This is a genomic window from Acidovorax facilis (genome assembly GCF_050626955.1).
GTDB lineage: Bacteria > Pseudomonadota > Gammaproteobacteria > Burkholderiales > Burkholderiaceae_C > Acidovorax > Acidovorax facilis.
In genome coordinates, this window is the sequence record NZ_CP192460.1 from 1171798 (window position 1) to 1188620 (window position 16823).

Here is a 16823-nt window from a genome sequence, read left to right on the forward strand (position 1 = left end):
TGCGTACCCATGTTGCCTTTGCCTTCCGATGATGCTCTCGTGCATGCCAACGCCTCCCTGTCGCCGGACAGTGGCACGAGCGGAGGATCCTCACAGTCCGCCAGCGCGCCCCCTCACATGTTTCTGGACAGGGACCACAGCATCCTGGCTTTCAACGAGCGTGTTTTCGACTGGGCTGTGAGGCCGGATGTGCCGCTACTGGAACGATTGCGATATCTGTGCATCGTGTCGTCCAATCTCGACGAATTTTTTGAGGTCCGTGCTGCGCCGCACATTACCGCTGCTCAAAAAGGTGAGACCAAAGGGCTCTATTCGACGGCATCGTTCGAAGCCATGGCCGCCAAAATACACAGCCTGGTGGAGCGGCAATACGCGCTGTACAACGAGTCCCTGGTGCCTGCGTTTGCCGCGCACGGGATTCGCATCGTGGGGTATGGCGAGCGATCACCCGCCCAAAAGCGCTGGGTCCACGACTATTTTGTGAACGAGGTCCGGCCACTGCTGATTCCAGTGGGGCTGGATCCGGCCCATCCGTTTCCACAGGTGGCCAACAAATCGCTGAACTTCATTGTTCGCCTGAAGGGCCACGACGCTTTCGGCAGGGAGAACGAGATTGCCATCGTCAAGGTGCCGCGTGCGCTGCCAAGGCTGATCCGCATGCCCGCCCGCGTGGCGCCTGGGGAGGCTCTTTTCGTGAGCCTCTCCAGCATTGTTCGCGCGCATCTGGAGGATCTTTTCCCGGGGCGGGAGGTCACGGAATTCTCGCAGTTCCGCGTGACGCGCCATTCCGATTTGGCACTGGACGAAGAGGATGTGCGCAACCTGCGGACAGCCCTTCGCCAGGGCTTGCAACACCGGCACTATGGGCAGGCGGTACGGCTGGAGGTGTCCTCCGGGTGTTCGCAGTTTTTGTCGGATTTTCTGTTGGCGCAGTTTGCTTTGCCGGCTGCTGCTTTGTACCGGGTGCATGGCCCAGTGAACCTGGTGCGTTTGACGCAACTGGTGGATCTGGTGGATGCGCCGGACCTGCTCTTTCCGCCCTGGAATTCCGCGTGGCCCCGGCAGCTGCAATCCGGCGTGTCCATCCTGGAACAACTGCGCAAGCACGATGTGCTGATCCACCAGCCGTTCGAGAGTTTTGACGGGCTCCTTGCCTTTTTGCGTGAAGCCGTCAATGACCCTGATGTGCTTGTCATCAAACAGACCATCTACCGCACCGGCGCGGACTCCGAACTTATGGACCTGCTCACCGAGGCCGTACGCCGTGGCAAAGAGGTCATGGCGGTGGTGGAACTCAAGGCGCGCTTTGATGAAGAGGCCAATATCAACTGGGCCGAGGCCCTGGAGTCGATTGGCGCCCAAGTGGTCTACGGCGTAGTGGGTCTCAAGACGCACGCCAAGATGCTGCTGGTTACGCGCAGGGAAGGGCGAAAACTGCGGCGCTACGGGCACCTATCCACGGGCAACTACAACGTACGTACTGCACGGCTGTATACCGATCTGAGCTACCTTACGGCCGATGAAGAAACCACCGCCGACATGGACGGGGTGTTCAATCACCTTGCGAGCCAGAACCGCCCGCCCAAGCTGCGCAAGCTGATGCTGGCTCCGTTCCATCTGCACCGGCGAATGCTGGAGAAAATCGAACAAGTGGGTCTGGCGGCCAGCCGGGGAGAGGATGCGCGGATCGTGGCCAAGATGAATGCCCTGACCGACGAGGCCCTGATGCGTGCTCTGATCGTGGCCGGCCAGCGCGGTGCGCGCATTGATCTTATCGTGCGGGGAGCTTGCATGCTGGCAGCCCAGGTGCCCGGGGTGACCGACAACATCCGTGTACGGTCGGTGATCGGCCGCTTCCTGGAGCACACACGTGTCTTCTACTTCCGCAGCGGGGGGGAGGAAGATCTGTACCTTTCCAGCGCCGACTGGATGAACCGCAACATGATGCGGCGTGTGGAGTTGGCCTGGCCTGTGACAGACCCGCGCCTGCGGCAGCAGATTGTTGACGAGTGCCTGGTCGCCTATTTGCATGACGACCGGGATGCATGGACGCTGAACGCTGACGGCTCCTACAGCCGAGCCCCCCGTCCGCAGGATGGGTTGGGTGCCCAGAACGCTTTAATGGTTCGCTACGGTCCAGCCCCGTCGGGGACGCGCATGGACCAGGGGGCGGCATGATGGACCTCATCCTGTGGCGCCATGCGGAGGCAGAGGAGCTCGCAGAGGCGGGTGATGATCTGGCGAGGGCCTTGACGTCGCGCGGGGAAAAGCAGGCAGCGCGCATGGCGGCCTGGCTGGACCGGCAATTGCCCGAGGGCTTGCGCGTGCTTGCCAGTCCGGCCCGGCGCACCGAGCAAACGGCCAACGCCCTGGGGCGCAAGTTCAAGATGCGCGCCGAGCTGTTACCTGGTGGAACGCCGCAAGATCTGCTGGACCTTGTGCAGTGGCCGCGCGCCAAGGGGACGGTGCTGGTTGTGGGCCATCAACCCATGCTGGGCCAGACCATTGCGCAGCTGATGGGGCTGCAGGCTTCGGAATGCGCTGTGCGCAAGGGAGCTGTCTGGTGGTTGAGGCAGCGGCAGCGGCTGGACCAGAGCCAGACCTTGTTGATCACCGTCCAGTCCCCCGAGTTTCTTTGAGACCTGTTGTGCCGAGGGGATGCCTCGGTACAGCTGGGGCTACTTGCGCGAGGCTTTGGTCGACGTTTTGGTGGCGGGCGCCGGAACCGCAGGCGCGGCTTCCGCCTTGGGGCGACCTGTCTTGATGGAAGGTACTGCCTGTACCGCGCTGCGCAGGGCGGCGTCAGACATGGCGGCCAGGACCTTCAAGCCCGCGCGCAACAGCTCGCTTTTCTTCACGGGCTGGGCGAGAGCAGCCGAGCGCTGCTTCAGGGTTTCTATGACTGCGTATTCATCTTTGGGAATAGTGAAACTGTCGCGCACCAGCTTGGGCTTCTTGGCCTTGGTATCCCGGGCGGCGGCTGGAGCGGGGGGGGTCTTGGTCAATTTCGGTGGCACTTGCGTGGCGGTGGACGCCTTTTTCTTGGAAGCCAAGGCAGGCTTTGTGACTGCTTTTTGTGGCTGCTTGGCGACCGCAGCCGTTTTGGCGGGAGCCTTGGTGGCCGCCGCAGCCGGCTTGACCGACTTTGCCACTGTGGTGGGGGCGGGGCTGGGCGAGGGGGCTGCGGGCAGGGCGGGGCTTGAAGTGGTCATGGCAAACAAACGCTTTCAATAAACGGTATAAACAGTTTATATAGTTTATTGCCAATGCTCAGGGAAGGTCAACCACCAGTTCCCAAGGGGTCTTCTGCCATGCCTGGATTTCTTCGCGCAGCAGGTGTGCAGATTGTGGAAACGCCGTAGCCCAGCCAGCGCGGGCTTTCAGAATGAAACGGTGGCCTTGAGTCTGCAGTGACAAGCCCTGGGTGTCGGGGTCGCGGCGGGCGTGGCACAGTGCCACAGCCAGCCGCATGCTCAGCAGTTGAAGCACGAAGACGGGGTCTTGCAGGTCCGCTTCCAGCTTGCGGACCTTGCCGCGCTGACCTTGAACCAAGATGCCCAAGCGGTGCAGTTCAGGGACTGCAAATCCGGCTGCGTCGGTGTTGTCGAGGATGTAGGCGCCATGGCGGTGGGAATCGCTATGGGATATCAGGCAACCAATTTCGTGAAGCCGGGCCGCCCAGTCGAGCTTGCGCGATGCTCGCTCACTTCCAAAAGGCGTAGCCTGGTCAAACAGCGTACAGGCCGTGCGCGCAACCCGTTCCGCGTGCTCCATGTCCACGCCAAACCGCTGCATCAGGCCGTTCACGGTGGCGGTGCGCAGGTCGGTTCCGGGTTGTTCGCGGTCCAGTAGATCGTAGAGTGCGCCTTGGCGCAAGGCGCCCTGGGCCACCTGCATCTGCTCGATGTCCAGCAGATCAAACACGGCGCGCAGTACGCTGATCCCTCCGCCAATGACGGCGCGCCGTTCTTCCTTGAGGCCTTCCATGCGGATGCGATCCGCAGATTGGGCGCGCAGCAGGCGTTCGTGCAGCCAGTTGAGGCCTTCGCGGGTGATGACGCCTTGGGGGCCGCCCGCAGCTGCAAGCACGTCGCCAACGGCGCCAGCTGTGCCGGATGATCCGTAGGCCACCTCCCAGGCATCTGGCTGGAAGGTTTCCAGCGCTTCGTCCAGCACGGCCTTGGCTGCAATTTCGGCAGCCAGGAACGCCTGCGTGGTGAACTCGCCATTGGCAAAGTAGCGCTGCGACCACGCTACGCTGCCCACGCGGTACGAGGCCACGGCATGGGGCGTGAATTGCTGGCCCAAAATGAGTTCGGTGGAGCGCCCCCCGATGTCCACCACCAGGCGGCGCTCGTCAGACTGCGGGAGCAGGCGGGCGACGCCCCGGTAGATCAGTCTCGCTTCTTCGGGGCCGGAGACGACGTCGATGGGATAGCCAAGCACTTCGCTCCCGCGTGACAGAAACTCTTCCCGGTTGCGTGCTTCGCGCAGGGTCTGGGTGGCCACGGCGCGAACCTGCGAGCGCGGAAAACCCGCCAAGCGCTCTCCAAATCGCGCCAGGCAGGCCCAGCCGCGCTCCATGGCGTCGCGGGTCAGATTGCGGTCTTCGTCCAGGCCATTGCCCTGGCGCACGGTCTCCTTGAGGTATTCCACCCTCTGGATATGACCGAACTCATAACGCCCGATTTCAAGGCGAAAACTGTTGGAGCCGAGGTCGACTGCGGCGAGGCGTGTGCCGTTCTGCATGTTTTTCTGGTTGGAGCTTCGTTCGGCATGGTACCGCGAGCGTTGGGTGCGCCCGCGCAAAGCGCATCGCCACCAGGACGGCGGGAGGGCTGGTCGTGAGACTGTGATCTTCGCCAGTGTCTGCGGCTTGTATGACAAATCAATGACGACGTTACTGATGTTGGACGGGGGTGGAATGCCTGTGTTGCAGTTGCTGGGATGGGGGAGGGTTGTGTCACTGAATTGTCATCTTGGAGCCCTAGAGTTCAGCCTGTTCCTGTCAACCCTAGCCAAAAGGTACTGAATAATGAAACGCACATTTCTCAAAACCGTCGCTGTAGCACTGGCCTCCATGGCTGTAGGTAGTGCTTTTGCGGCGGACATCACCGGCGCTGGTGCAACCTTCCCGTTCCCCATGTACGCCAAATGGGCTGAAGCCTACAAAAAGGAAACGGGCACGGGGCTGAACTATCAGTCCATCGGCTCTTCCGGGGGCATCCGCCAGATTCGCGCCAAGACCGTGGCCTTTGGTGCTACCGATGCCCCCTTGCCGGGTGCTGACCTTGACAAAGATGGCATGGTGCAGTTCCCCGCAATCATTGGTGGTACGGTGCCCGTGGTCAATCTGGAAGGCTTCAAGCCCGGCGAGTTGCGCGTGACGGGCCCTGTGCTGGCAGAAATCTTCCTGGGCAAGATCGCCAAGTGGAATGACGCCAAGCTGGCCGCACTGAACCCGGGCAAGACCTTGCCGGACCAAAACATCACCGTGGTTCACCGCGCTGATGGTTCGGGCACCACGTTCAACTGGACCGACTACCTGTCTGCTGTCAGCAAGGAATGGGCAGACTCCGTGGGCAAGGGCGCTGCCGTGAAGTGGCCTGCTGCGTCGTCGGTGGGTGGCAAGGGCAATGAAGGCGTGGCCGCCAATGTGACCCGCGTGAAGGGCGCTGTAGGTTATGTGGAATACGCTTACGTCAAAAAGAACAACATGAACTTCCTGCAGCTGCAAAACGCTGACGGCAAGTACGTAAGCCCAGATGACAAGACCTTTGCAGCCGCTGCTGCCAGCGCAGATTGGTTCAGCGTGCCTGGCATGGGCATCTCGATGGTCAATGCCAAGGGTGCAGAAAGCTGGCCTGTCAGCACAGCCTCGTTCATCCTGATGTACAAGGACCCTGCGGACAAGGCGCAGTCGGCCGAAGTTCTGAAGTTCTTTGACTGGGCGTTCAAGAATGGCAAGGGCATGGCCACGGAGCTGGACTATGTGCCGCTGCCTGATAGCCTGACCGCCGAGATCCGTTCCAAAGTCTGGTCGCAGATCAAGAAGTAAGTCAGTCTGCCCCAGAATACCCCCCATCGGCCGCCTTGGCTGGCCGATGGGTGCTGGTTTGTGGGGATCTCCAGAAGCCAGATGGGAGTCAACATGAGCGTGGGAACCACCATGAGTTCGCAACCCGGGTCCGCCAAAAAGACGGACGCCCCTACGGAGTCGATGGTATCGATTGCCAGGCGGCAGCGTCTTCAGGACATCTTTTTTCATCGGTTGACCCAAAGTCTTTCGCTGCTGGTGCTGGCGGCGCTGCTGGGGATCATCGTCTCTCTGTTCATCTACGCTTGGCCGACGTTCCATAAGTTCGGTGTCCAGTTCATCTGGCGCGTGGAATGGGACATCATCAATGAAGAGTTCGGTGCTGCGATTGCCATCGTCGGCACCCTGGCCAGTGCTGGCATTGCGCTGCTGATTGCGGTGCCTCTGGCTTTTGGCATTGCCCTTTTTCTGACGGAAACCTGCCCGGTCTGGCTGCGGCGCCCCCTGGGCACCGCAGTGGAGCTGTTGGCGGCCGTTCCCTCGATCATCTACGGCATGTTCGGTCTGTTCGTATTTGCCCCGCTGTTTGCCGATTACTTCCAGATGCCGGTGCAAAAGCTGCTGGGCTCCATGCCGCTGGTGGGCTTTCTGTTTGGCGGCAGCACCAACGGCTTTGGCATCCTGGCGGCCGGTATCGTGCTCGCGTTCATGGTGCTGCCGTTTGTGGCGGCCGTGATGCGCGACGTGTTCGAGATTGTTCCGCCCATCCTGCGCGAGTCTGCCTATGGCCTGGGCTGCACGACCTGGGAAGTGGTGCGCCGCGTGGTGCTGCCTTACACCCAAAAGGGCGTTATAGGCGGAATCATGCTGGGCCTGGGCCGCGCTCTGGGGGAGACCATGGCCGTGACCTTTGTGATCGGCAACGCCAACCGCATGCCGACATCCCTCTTTTCGCCGGGAACCTCGATTGCCTCTACGCTGGCCAACGAGTTCGGCGAGGCGGCTGACTTCCATCTTTCCACGTTGTTCGCGCTGGGTTTCCTGCTGTTCGTGATCACCTTCGTGGTGCTTTCGGCCGCCAAGATCCTGATGCTGCGTGCTGAAAAGGCCAAGGGCCTTTGAGTCCTCACGCCCTGACCATGAACCTCTTTTGAGACAAGCTCCATGGAATTCAACCAACAACTCTACAAAAAGCGCCAGCGCTCCAACGCCATCGGGCTAACCCTTTCCCTGGGGGCGATGGTGCTGGGTCTGTTCGTGCTGCTCTGGATCCTGAGCGTTCTGCTGTCCAACGGCTTTGCTGCGCTGGACTGGAACATGTTCACCCAGTCCACGCCGGCGCCCGGATCGGAAGGCGGCGGGCTGGCCAATGCCATCGTCGGTAGCCTCATGATGGTAGGTTTTACCGTGCTGGTATCCACACCAATTGGTGTACTGGCTGGCGTGTACTTGGCGGAATACGGCGACCAGAGCAAGACGGCCGAACTCACCCGCTTTGTGACCGACATCATGTTGTCCGCGCCCTCCATCGTTCTGGGCCTGTTCGTCTATGCCATTGCCGTGGCGACGGTCGGCAACTTCTCTGGTTGGGCCGGTAGCCTGGCCTTGTCGCTGATCGCCGTGCCGGTGGTGGTCCGTACCACCGAGAACATGCTGCGCCTGGTTCCCGGCAGTCTGCGCGAGGCTGCTTTTGCACTGGGTGCACCACGCTGGAAAGTGTCCACCATGGTCACCCTGCGTGCTGCGCGCAGTGGCGTGATGACGGGCTTGCTGCTGGCTGTGGCCCGCATCAGTGGCGAGACTGCGCCGCTGTTGTTCACGGCGCTCAACAACCAGTTCTTCAGTACCAACATGAATGCCCCCATGGCCAACCTGCCGGTGGTGATCTTCCAGTTTGCTCTGAGCCCTTACGAAAACTGGGTGCGCCTGGCCTGGGGTGGGGCTTTGCTCATCACGTTGTCGGTGCTGATCCTCAACATCGTGGCGCGGGTTTTCCTGCGCGAGAAGAGCCGTGCCTGACCTGTCGGCCCATTACGCAGACACCACCCAGACAGCCTCCATTTTCAGGATTTGACAATGAACGCCACCGCTACCGTCACCCCCAGCAAGAATGCGCTGGAACTTCGCAACCTCAGCTTCTTCTATGGCAAGTTTCAGGGGCTGCGCAACGTCAGCCTCAACATTGCCGAGCACAAGGTGACTGCTTTCATTGGCCCCTCGGGCTGTGGCAAGTCCACCCTGCTGCGCACTTTGAATCGCATGTACAGCCTGTACCCGGGCCAGCGTGCCGAAGGCACCATCAACTTCTACGGCCAGGACATCCTGGACCCCAAGCAGGACATCAACCTGCTGCGCGCCCGCATCGGCATGGTGTTCCAGAAACCCACGCCGTTTCCCATGTCCATCTACGACAACATCGCCTTCGGTGTGAAGCTCTACGAAAGCCTGAGCAAAAGCGAGATGGACGACCGCGTGGAATGGGCGCTCTCCAAGGCCGCCTTGTGGACCGAGGTGAAGGACAAGCTGCACCAAAGCGGTTTGTCGCTCTCCGGCGGACAGCAGCAGCGCCTGTGCATTGCACGCAGCGTCGCGGTCAAGCCTTCTGTGCTGCTGCTTGACGAACCCACCTCGGCGCTGGACCCGCTGTCCACTGCCAAGATCGAAGAGCTGATCGACGAACTCAAGCACGACTACACGATTGCCATCGTGACGCACAACATGCAGCAGGCAGCCCGCTGCAGCGACTACACGGCCTACATGTACCTCGGCGAAATGATCGAGTTCGGTGCTACCGAGCAGATCTTCTTCAAGCCCGAGCGCAAGGAAACCGAAGACTACATCACCGGCCGTTTCGGCTAAGGAGACAGCAGATGCCCGATAAACACCTTTCGTCCCAGTTCGACAGCGAACTCAACAGCGTCTCCGCCCGTGTGATGGAGATGGGTGGCCTGGTGGAATCGCAGATTCGCCAGGCGGTGTACGCCCTGTCGCAGTTCAGCCTGGAGGCCGTGGAGACTGTGGCCTCGATGGAAACCCGTATCAATGCGATGGAGGTCGAGATCGACCAGGAGCTGTCGTCCATCATCGCCCGCCGTCAGCCGACGGCGCGCGACCTGCGCCTGCTGCTGGCCTTCTCCAAGGCAACAGCCAACCTCGAACGCATGGGTGATGAGGCCAACAAGATGGCCCGTATGGTGCGCTCCATCATCGAGAGTGGTGCACCGCGCTCGCTGCCGTCGAGCGACCTGCGCACGGCAGCCGAGCTGGCGTCGGGCCTGCTGCGCAAGACGCTGGATGCTTTTGCGCGCCTCGACGTCAAGGCGGCGGTGGCCATCCTCAAGGAAGACGACCTGATCGACAAGGAATTCGATGGATTCGTGCGCAAGCTCATCACCTACATGATGGAAGACCCGCGCACCATCTCCCCCAGCCTGGACCTGCTGTTCCTGGCCAAGGCGATTGAGCGCATCGGCGACCATTCCAAGAACGTGGCTGAGTTGATCATCTATCTGGTCAAGGGCAAGGATGTGCGCCACACTGCCCTCGATGAGATCGAGTCAGCCGTTCTGTAAAAAAAGAGCTTTGGCAAAACTATGAGAAAGCTCCCACGCGTCCTCATCGTTGAGGACGAACCTGCGATTGCCGAGTTGATTGCAGTCAATCTACGCCACAACGGATTCCAGCCCTTTTGGGCGGAAGATGGTGACTCGGCCCAGCGCGAGCTGGATGCCGTGCTGCCGGATGTCATCCTGCTCGACTGGATGCTGCCGGGGCAAAGCGGCTTGTCGCTGGCACGCAAGTGGCGTGCGGACAGCCGCACCAAGCCGATCCCGATCCTGATGTTGACGGCCCGGGGCGATGAACCCGACAAGATCGCTGGGCTCGATGCGGGTGCCGACGACTACATCACCAAGCCGTTCTCCACGCAGGAGCTGCTGGCGCGGATCCGTGCCGTGCTGCGCCGTCGTGCTCCCGAGCAGGTCAGCGACAGCGTGACCATTGGCGAGCTGGTGCTCGACGCCGGGACCTACCGCGTGACCTTCCAGGGGCAGCCGCTCAAGGTGGGCCCCACCGAGTTCAAGCTGCTGCACTTTCTCATGAAACACGCCGAACGTGTACACAACCGCTCGCAATTGCTCGACAAGGTGTGGGGTGACCATGTTTTCATCGAGGAGCGCACAGTGGATGTGCACGTCAAGCGGCTGCGCGAAGCCCTGGGCGCCGCCTCCGTGATGGTGGAAACCGTGCGTGGCGCGGGCTACCGGCTCACCGCCCAGCCCCAGGTGCAGTTGCAGGCCTGAGAGGCTGAGAGTCTGGTCATGATCTCCAGCGAGAGTGTGAACAGGTGCTGAGGGCGCGGGCCTGATGTTGTCGATGGGGCGCACAGGATGCGCCCCTGTTTTTCTGAGAAGGCGTTGCTGACCGCATGCTGTGGCGTATTTCGTATTTCCTGCTCTGGCAGATAGCGGGTGGCGGGCTGGGATGGTGGCAGGGTGGTCCCTGGGGCGCAGCCCTGGGCGCCGCTCTGGCGGCGTGGGCCTGGTTTGTCTGGGATCTGCTGCGTGGCGCGCGTGTGCTGCGCTGGCTGCGCACGGGTGACCTGTCCGAAGTCCCGGCCATGCGCGGCATCTGGGGTGAGGCGGCAGACCGTGCGCGGCGCCTTTTGCGCAGACAGGAGACCCAGATCCGCGACAGCCAGGACCGGCTGCAGGAGATCCTGGCCGCGCTGCAGGCCACGCCCAATGGGGTGGTGCTGCTGGATGCGCAAGGCCGCATCGAGTGGTGCAACCAGATGGCCGCCAGCCAGTTCGGCTTTGACGCCCAGCGCGATGTGATGCAGTCGATCGGCAATCTGGTGCGCGACCCCGAGTTCACGGCCTACTATGCCGCCCAGGATTTCAACCACGACGTGGTGCTGGAGGGGCGATTCAGTACGCCATCGCGGCCGGTGCGCATCTCGGTGCATCTGCACCCCTATGGCGACGGGCGCACCCTGCTGCTGTCGCGCGATGTCACGGCGCTGGAGCAGGCCGAGGCCATGCGGCGCGACTTCGTGGCGAACGTGTCCCATGAGATCCGCACGCCCCTGACGGTGCTGACCGGTTTTGTCGAAACGCTGCAGACCTTGCCCCTGAGTGCCGACGAGCGCTCGCGCTACCTGGGCATGATGGCCCAGCAGGCGCTGCGCATGCAAAGTGTGGTGCAAGACCTTTTGACCCTGTCGCGCCTGGAGGGCAGTCCGCCACCGGGCATGGCGGAGTGGACGCCCGTGCAGGCGCTCATGCAGCGGTGCGAGGAGGAGGGGCGTGCGCTGTCGGCCGTGCTCTCGCAAAACCAGCCGCGCCAGCATGTAATGGTGTTTCCGTCGAAGGACGCGTTGCATGCCGAGGGCGACATTGCAGGCGTGCCCACCGAGTTGCAAAGCGCATTGTCGAACCTCATCAGCAATGCTGTGCGCTACACGCCTGCGGGTGGGGTGATCACGGTGGCGTGGCACCGCATGGAAGATGGCTGCGCAGTTTTCTCGGTGCAGGACACAGGCCCGGGAATCGCACCCGAACACATTCCGCGTTTGACAGAGCGTTTTTACCGCGTGGACCGCAGCCGCTCCCGCGAGACCGGTGGCACCGGCCTGGGGCTAGCCATCGTCAAGCATGTGCTGCAGCGGCACGGGGCCACGCTGGACATTGCCAGCACGCTGGGCAAGGGCTCGGTGTTCTCGGTCACCTTCCCCGCGAACCGGTTGCGCGGGTTTTCGCTGCCGGTCTGACCGCACGCCACAGCATGGCCAGGAACAGCGCGGCAGTGAACCACAGCGCCGCAGCGCTTGCGGCCCAGAAAGGTGTGGGCGATGGCTCCGCTGCCCAAGGCCCCAGGCCCCGGTAGGCCAGCAGGTAGCCGCCCCCCAAACCCGCACCCCACAGCAACACGCAATACACCACCAGCGGCGCCACGGTGATGCGGTAGCAGCGCAAGACAAACACGCACAGCGTCTGCAGTGCATCGGCTGCGTGGTACGCAGCCACCCACACGATGACCCCGCCCGTCAGGGCCACCACGCCGGTGTTGGTGGAATACAAACCGCCAATCTGATTTTTTGCTATTAATAATATAGCTGCTAGCGCAATACCAATAAGCGCTGAAAGCCTAAAACCTATAAAAACCACCTTGCGCGCGCGTGCTGGATCGCCAGTGCCCAGCCAGTAGCTGACGCGGGCGCTGGTGGCGATGGCCAGCGACAGCGGCACCATGTAGAGCACAGCCGCCACATTGGCCGCGATCTGGTGCGCCGCCGATGCGGTGGTGCCCTGGCGTGCAATGAACAACGCCATCAGCGTGAACGACGTCACCTCCACCATCACAGCCAGCCCGGCCGGGATGCCCAGGCGGGCAAAGCCCGCAATGGTGGGCCAGTGCGGGGGCTCCATACGGCGCCAGATGCGCAGGGGTTCATAGATGTCCTGCGTGCGCAGCAGCCAGATGGCCAGCGCAAGCATGCTGCCGTTGACCACCAGGGTGGCCCACGCGCATCCCACCACGCCTTGCGCAGGCAGCCCTGCGCCGCCAAAGGTGAACCAGATCGACAGTGGCAGCTTGATGAACAGCGAGCCCACCTGCAGCCAGGTCACCAGCTTGGGGCGGCCCAGGGCCTGGTTCAAGGTGCTGTAGATGCGAAAAAGCAGGGCAGGCGGCAGTGCCAGGGCCAGCACGGCCAGGTAACTCTCCACCTCGGTGCGCAGGGCTGGCGGCACCTCGGTCCAGCGCAGCAGGGGGGCGGGGGACAGCAGGATGGCCATGCCCACCAGTGAGGCCGCGCCGCACAGGTACAGCGACTGCCGCAGAGACCGGCCCAGGCTGTCGGTCTGCCGGGCGCCGCGCAACTCGGCCCACACCGGAAGCAGCGCCTGCAGCACGCCAATCAGCGCCACATACACGCTGATGAAGATGGCGCTGCCCACCGAGAGTGCCGCCAGCGAGGCTTGTCCATGGCGCCCGGCGACGATGGTGTCTGTCACGCCAAACGCCATCACCGCCAGTTGCCCGGCCAGCACCGTGATGGCGTGGCGCGAGATGGTCGAAAGCTCCGACATTACTCCGGCATCATTCGGGCATCAGCGTGCAGGCCCCGCACGGTGAAACACCAGAAGGTGATCGTTCTTGTCAGTGGGGCGTGGAATGGTGGCCCGGGCTTCCCAGCGCGCCACATTCACCATGCGCTCGGACGGAGGCCAGGAGGCGATGTCAGCCACCAGCCAGTCGCACTCGTCCTGCAGGCCCGCCCTCTGCAGCGAGAGGCCACCGTGGTACTGCAGAGCCGCCACCTGGGCACGGTTCAACCCTAACGTCTGCACACAGCCCGGGGATGGGCCCAGTGCGGCCATCACACTGCGAACCTGGGGGCGATAGCTGCGGGCGTAGTCCAGTAGCGGCAACCACAAGGTCATCAGCAGCAGCCAGCCGAGCGCAGCGCCGCTGGCTGGCAGCACCAGGCTCTTCCAGATGGGCGCCCGGTTGCGCGCGGCGCGCCACCACACCAGGCTGCACCAGCCCACGGTGGCCGCCAGGGCCACGACCAGCGCCAGTGCGGAAAACTGCGGCACAAAACCAGGGGCCAGCTTGGCCACATTGGCTGCAGGCTTGGCTGGAACGCCCGTTTGCATGGCAATCCAGATCACCCAGATCGCCAGCGCAGAAACGGTGAAGAACAGCAGCGTGAACCAGTCGATCAGCGCCCCCACACTGCGCCGCAGCGTGGGCAGTGCAAACGCTGCCAGTGCGGCCAGGGCCGGCAGCCCCAGCAGCAGGGCCCTGTCTGCAGGTTGGGTGGTGATGGTGGCGGCAATGGAGACTGCCGAGAACCACAGCGGGAGCAGCAGGTGCCTGTGCCCCTGGCGGCTGATGATCTGCTTGCGCCAGCGCCATAGCGTCCACAGGGCCAGGGGCCAGGCGGGCCATCCAAACCACAGCAGCAGCCGCGCCAGGCTCTGCCACTCTTTGCCGCCTGAGCCGGAATCCACAATTCGCCAGCGCCAGAGATCGAGCCCCCAGGCGATCAGCGCCGCTGCCAACGTGATTGCCCCGAGGGCCAGGGCCCAGCGCAGGCGATGGTCTGTCTGGCTGCCTGGCGCATACACCACCACCACCATGCTGCCCAGTCCCAGCAATGCTGCAAGCGCCGGCGCGCCTGCCAGCGTGAGCCCCACCATGCCTGTGGCCAGCGCCACGGCAGGGGCTACGGTGCGGTGGGGCATGGCTGCAACCGCAAAAAAGATCAGCGCCGTGCAACTGAGCTGCACCAGATAGCTGGTGACCTCATGCGAGAGCTGCGCGAGGCCCAGGCAGGCAATCAGGGCCAGCAACCCGCCATCGGCAATGGCGCGGGCGTAGTCGGGTGGATTGGCTTCGCCCCCAAAGGCAAAGGCCACAGGCTGGGCGCCGGGGCTGCGTGCGAGGTAGTAGACGGCGTACCACGTGGCAATGAGGGTGATGACCAGCAGGAGTGCGAAGGGTAGGCGCACCGCCATCTCGGCAGAAACCCACTGGGGCGCCAGCTGAATTGCCCAAGCGCCCAGCCAGTACGGCAGCAGTCCCTCGGTTTCCGGGGGCATGCCGCCCAGCAGGGGGCTCAGCCAGGGCGTACGCCCGTGGGCCAGCTCCAGCATGTAGCCAAACGCCGTGACATCCGCACTTTTCCACGGGTCGCGCCCGACGAAGCCGGGCACGACATAGGCAATACACAGCAGTACCAGTGCCCAGCGTGGCAGGGGGCTGACAGCGTTCTGGGTAACGATGGCGGGGGTCGGTGGATTCACGCGTCAGAGGGCGGCAAAGCGAAGCCACCGAGAATAAGGGCAAAACCAACGGAAAAAGGCAGCCCGGTTGCCCGGGCTGCCTTTTTGGCGGGAACGCAAGGGCGAATTACTTCGCTGCGGTCTTGCCGAAACGGTTGCGGAAGCGCTCCACGCGGCCACCCATGTTGTCCACTGACTTTTGCGTACCGGTGTAGAAGGGGTGCGATTCAGAGGACGTATCCAGCTTGAACAGCGGATATTCCTTGCCTTCGAAGGTTTCCATTTCCTTCGTGTTCACGCACGAACGGGTCACGAACTTGAAACCGTTGGACAGGTCCGAGAACAGGACTTCGCGGTAGTTGGGGTGAATGCCTTCTTTCATGATCAATCCTTGTCAAGTGCGGGAGCCGCGCTGAACCCGGAGCAACCTTTGCTCCGTGGAACATCCAACGTACTTTCCGCAGAAAAAGCCCTCTATTATTGCACAGGCGGTCTGATGGCATTTTCGCGACGGCCCGTAACGGCTGAAACGGGCAAGGCCTTGGCCAGAACCGCCGCGCAAGGGCCGCCCCGCCGCGCTGGCAGTGTCTCCCTTCCTGAATTGCGTAGCAATTCGAGAGAAGGGGAAGGCGCGAAAGCGCCTCAGAGGGTTGTCACCCTCCTCTTCGCATCATGTCAAAGAAGTCCACATTGGTCTTGGTGGCCTTCATGTTCTTGATCATCAGCTCCATCGACTCGATCTCGTCCATGTTGTACATGAACTGGCGCAGGATGCGGGTCTTTTGCAGGATCTCGGGCGCCAGCAGAAGCTCTTCGCGGCGCGTGCCGCTCTTGTTGAGTTCGATGGCGGGGAATACACGCTTTTCGTACAGGCGGCGGTTCAGGTGGATTTCGCAGTTGCCCGTACCCTTGAATTCTTCAAAGATCACTTCGTCCATGCGGCTGCCGGTGTCGACCAACGCAGTGGCGATGATGGTGAGCGAGCCACCTTCTTCGACCTTGCGCGCGGCACCGAAGAAGCGCTTGGGGCGCTGCAGTGCGGCGGCGTCCACACCGCCCGAAAGCACCTTGCCGCTGGAGGGCACGACGTTGTTGTAGGCACGGGCCAGGCGGGTGATGGAGTCCAGCAGGATGACCACGTCCTTCTTCAGCTCGACCAGGCGCTTGGCGCGCTCGATCACCATCTCGGCCACGTGCACGTGGCGGGCGGCGGGCTCGTCGAAGGTGGAGGCGATGATCTCGCCCTTCACCGTGCGCTGCATTTCGGTCACTTCTTCAGGGCGCTCGTCCACCAGCAGCACCATCAGGTGCACGTCGGGGTTGTTGGCCGTGATGGCGTGGGCGATGTGCTGCATCATCACCGTCTTGCCGCTCTTGGGCGGGGCGACGATCAGCGCGCGCTGGCCACGGCCGATGGGCGCAATGATGTCGATGATGCGGCCTGTGATGTTTTCTTCGCCCTTGAAGTCGCGCTCCAGCTTCATCTGTTCCTTGGGGAACAGGGGCGTCAGGTTCTCGAACATCACCTTGTGCTTGTTCTGCTCCGGCGGGCCGCCGTTGACGGAGTCGAGCTTGTTCAGGGCGAAGTAGCGCTCACCATCTTTGGGTGTGCGGACTTCACCTTCGATCATGTCGCCGGTGTGCAGATTGAAACGGCGCACCTGGCTCGGGCTGATGTAGATGTCGTCCGTGCTGGCGGTAAAGCTCGTGTCCGGGCTGCGCAGGAAGCCGAAACCGTCGGGCAAAATTTCCAGCACGCCATCGGCAATGATTTGTTCCCCGGTCTTGGCCCGCTTCTTGATGATCGCAAACATCAGCTCCTGCTTGCGCATGCGGCCGGTATTTTCGATTTCGAGTTCTTCGGCTTGCTTCAGGACTTCAGACACGTGCAGTGCCTTGAGTTCGTTTAAGTGCATGGAATGACTCCTTGGCGGAGCTGGTATGAATCTTGGGGGAGGAGGGCTGGTGTCAGATGGGCTGCTGTTTGCAGGTCT

The 16823-nt window shown here is 62.5% G+C and carries 15 protein-coding genes; 9 read left to right on the plus strand and 6 right to left on the minus strand.

Going from position 1 to position 16823, the window contains the following annotated elements:
* Positions 1–9: 9 nt before the first annotated feature.
* A complete protein-coding gene (gene ppk1, locus ACQ4MJ_RS05305; protein WP_255577712.1) occupies positions 10–2178 on the plus strand; it encodes a polyphosphate kinase 1 in 2169 nt (722 codons plus the stop codon).
* The gene (locus tag ACQ4MJ_RS05310; protein ID WP_055398215.1) at positions 2175–2639 is read left to right on the plus strand and encodes a SixA phosphatase family protein; all 465 of its coding nucleotides are present in this window, start codon (positions 2175–2177) and stop codon (positions 2637–2639) included. The genes ppk1 and ACQ4MJ_RS05310 overlap by 4 nt, the downstream gene beginning before the upstream one ends.
* 39 nt (positions 2640–2678) lie before the next feature.
* Here the strand turns inward: ACQ4MJ_RS05310 and ACQ4MJ_RS05315 are convergent, their stop codons facing one another.
* Positions 2679–3212, minus strand: coding sequence for a hypothetical protein (locus ACQ4MJ_RS05315; protein WP_431149631.1), 534 nt, complete (start codon positions 3210–3212; stop codon positions 2679–2681).
* A 58-nt stretch (positions 3213–3270) separates the two neighbouring features.
* The gene (locus ACQ4MJ_RS05320; protein ID WP_431149630.1) at positions 3271–4749 is read right to left on the minus strand and encodes an exopolyphosphatase; all 1479 of its coding nucleotides are present in this window, start codon (positions 4747–4749) and stop codon (positions 3271–3273) included.
* A gap of 286 nt (positions 4750–5035) precedes the next feature.
* On the opposite strand from ACQ4MJ_RS05320, the gene pstS reads away from it, so the two are divergent.
* From pstS to phoR, 7 genes are all read left to right on the plus strand, one after another.
* Entirely contained in the window at positions 5036–6058 is a 1023-nt protein-coding gene (gene pstS, locus ACQ4MJ_RS05325) for a phosphate ABC transporter substrate-binding protein PstS (protein ID WP_055398213.1), read from the plus strand.
* Positions 6059–6169: 111 nt separating this feature from the next.
* Complete coding sequence (gene pstC / locus ACQ4MJ_RS05330) at positions 6170–7159, plus strand: phosphate ABC transporter permease subunit PstC (RefSeq protein ID WP_228897760.1); 990 nt, start codon at positions 6170–6172, stop codon at positions 7157–7159.
* Between the two features lie 42 nt (positions 7160–7201).
* Positions 7202–8056: a phosphate ABC transporter permease PstA gene (gene pstA / locus ACQ4MJ_RS05335; RefSeq protein ID WP_055398211.1), complete on the plus strand. Its 855-nt coding sequence runs from the start codon at positions 7202–7204 to the stop codon at positions 8054–8056.
* A 57-nt stretch (positions 8057–8113) separates the two neighbouring features.
* Positions 8114–8896 (plus strand): phosphate ABC transporter ATP-binding protein PstB, encoded by a 783-nt coding sequence (gene pstB / locus ACQ4MJ_RS05340; protein ID WP_055398210.1) that lies wholly within the window; start codon positions 8114–8116, stop codon positions 8894–8896.
* An 11-nt stretch (positions 8897–8907) separates the two neighbouring features.
* On the plus strand, positions 8908–9609 hold the full coding sequence (gene phoU, locus ACQ4MJ_RS05345) for a phosphate signaling complex protein PhoU (RefSeq protein ID WP_055398209.1): 702 nt from the start codon (positions 8908–8910) through the stop codon (positions 9607–9609).
* A gap of 21 nt (positions 9610–9630) precedes the next feature.
* Positions 9631–10338 carry a phosphate regulon transcriptional regulator PhoB gene (phoB, locus tag ACQ4MJ_RS05350; protein ID WP_431149628.1) on the plus strand — a complete coding sequence of 236 codons (708 nt, stop codon included), beginning with the start codon at positions 9631–9633 and terminating at the stop codon, positions 10336–10338.
* A gap of 125 nt (positions 10339–10463) precedes the next feature.
* Positions 10464–11807, plus strand: a complete 1344-nt coding sequence (gene phoR, locus ACQ4MJ_RS05355; protein WP_218300288.1) for a phosphate regulon sensor histidine kinase PhoR — start codon at positions 10464–10466, stop codon at positions 11805–11807.
* Here the strand turns inward: phoR and ACQ4MJ_RS05360 are convergent.
* The 4 genes from ACQ4MJ_RS05360 to rho form a co-directional block, all read right to left on the minus strand.
* Entirely contained in the window at positions 11761–13128 is a 1368-nt protein-coding gene (locus tag ACQ4MJ_RS05360; protein WP_431149626.1) for an MATE family efflux transporter, read from the minus strand. The genes phoR and ACQ4MJ_RS05360 overlap by 47 nt on opposite strands.
* Before the next feature lie 21 nt (positions 13129–13149).
* On the minus strand, positions 13150–14850 hold the full coding sequence (locus ACQ4MJ_RS05365; protein ID WP_431149625.1) for a hypothetical protein: 1701 nt from the start codon (positions 14848–14850) through the stop codon (positions 13150–13152).
* Between the two features lie 106 nt (positions 14851–14956).
* Positions 14957–15211, minus strand: a complete 255-nt coding sequence (locus tag ACQ4MJ_RS05370) for a type B 50S ribosomal protein L31 (protein ID WP_008906759.1) — start codon at positions 15209–15211, stop codon at positions 14957–14959.
* A 271-nt stretch (positions 15212–15482) separates the two neighbouring features.
* A complete protein-coding gene (rho, locus tag ACQ4MJ_RS05375) occupies positions 15483–16745 on the minus strand; it encodes a transcription termination factor Rho (protein ID WP_055398205.1) in 1263 nt (420 codons plus the stop codon).
* Between the last annotated feature and the right edge of the window lie 78 nt (positions 16746–16823).

Bases quoted from the DNA above. Each gene is read 5' to 3' on its own strand.
- pstB (WP_055398210.1), top strand. From the start codon at position 8,114: ATGAACGCCACCGCTACCGTCACCCCCAGCAAGAATGCGCTGGAACTT.
- pstS (WP_055398213.1), top strand. From the start codon at position 5,036: ATGAAACGCACATTTCTCAAAACCGTCGCTGTAGCACTGGCCTCCATG.
- rho (WP_055398205.1), bottom strand. From the start codon at position 16,745: ATGCACTTAAACGAACTCAAGGCACTGCACGTGTCTGAAGTCCTGAAG.
- ppk1 (WP_255577712.1), top strand. From the start codon at position 10: ATGTTGCCTTTGCCTTCCGATGATGCTCTCGTGCATGCCAACGCCTCC.
- pstA (WP_055398211.1), top strand. From the start codon at position 7,202: ATGGAATTCAACCAACAACTCTACAAAAAGCGCCAGCGCTCCAACGCC.
- ACQ4MJ_RS05310 (WP_055398215.1), top strand. From the start codon at position 2,175: ATGATGGACCTCATCCTGTGGCGCCATGCGGAGGCAGAGGAGCTCGCA.
- phoB (WP_431149628.1), top strand. From the start codon at position 9,631: ATGAGAAAGCTCCCACGCGTCCTCATCGTTGAGGACGAACCTGCGATT.
- ACQ4MJ_RS05360 (WP_431149626.1), bottom strand. From the start codon at position 13,128: ATGTCGGAGCTTTCGACCATCTCGCGCCACGCCATCACGGTGCTGGCC.
- pstC (WP_228897760.1), top strand. From the start codon at position 6,170: ATGAGTTCGCAACCCGGGTCCGCCAAAAAGACGGACGCCCCTACGGAG.
- ACQ4MJ_RS05370 (WP_008906759.1), bottom strand. From the start codon at position 15,211: ATGAAAGAAGGCATTCACCCCAACTACCGCGAAGTCCTGTTCTCGGAC.
- ACQ4MJ_RS05320 (WP_431149630.1), bottom strand. From the start codon at position 4,749: ATGCAGAACGGCACACGCCTCGCCGCAGTCGACCTCGGCTCCAACAGT.
- phoR (WP_218300288.1), top strand. From the start codon at position 10,464: ATGCTGTGGCGTATTTCGTATTTCCTGCTCTGGCAGATAGCGGGTGGC.
- phoU (WP_055398209.1), top strand. From the start codon at position 8,908: ATGCCCGATAAACACCTTTCGTCCCAGTTCGACAGCGAACTCAACAGC.
- ACQ4MJ_RS05315 (WP_431149631.1), bottom strand. From the start codon at position 3,212: ATGACCACTTCAAGCCCCGCCCTGCCCGCAGCCCCCTCGCCCAGCCCC.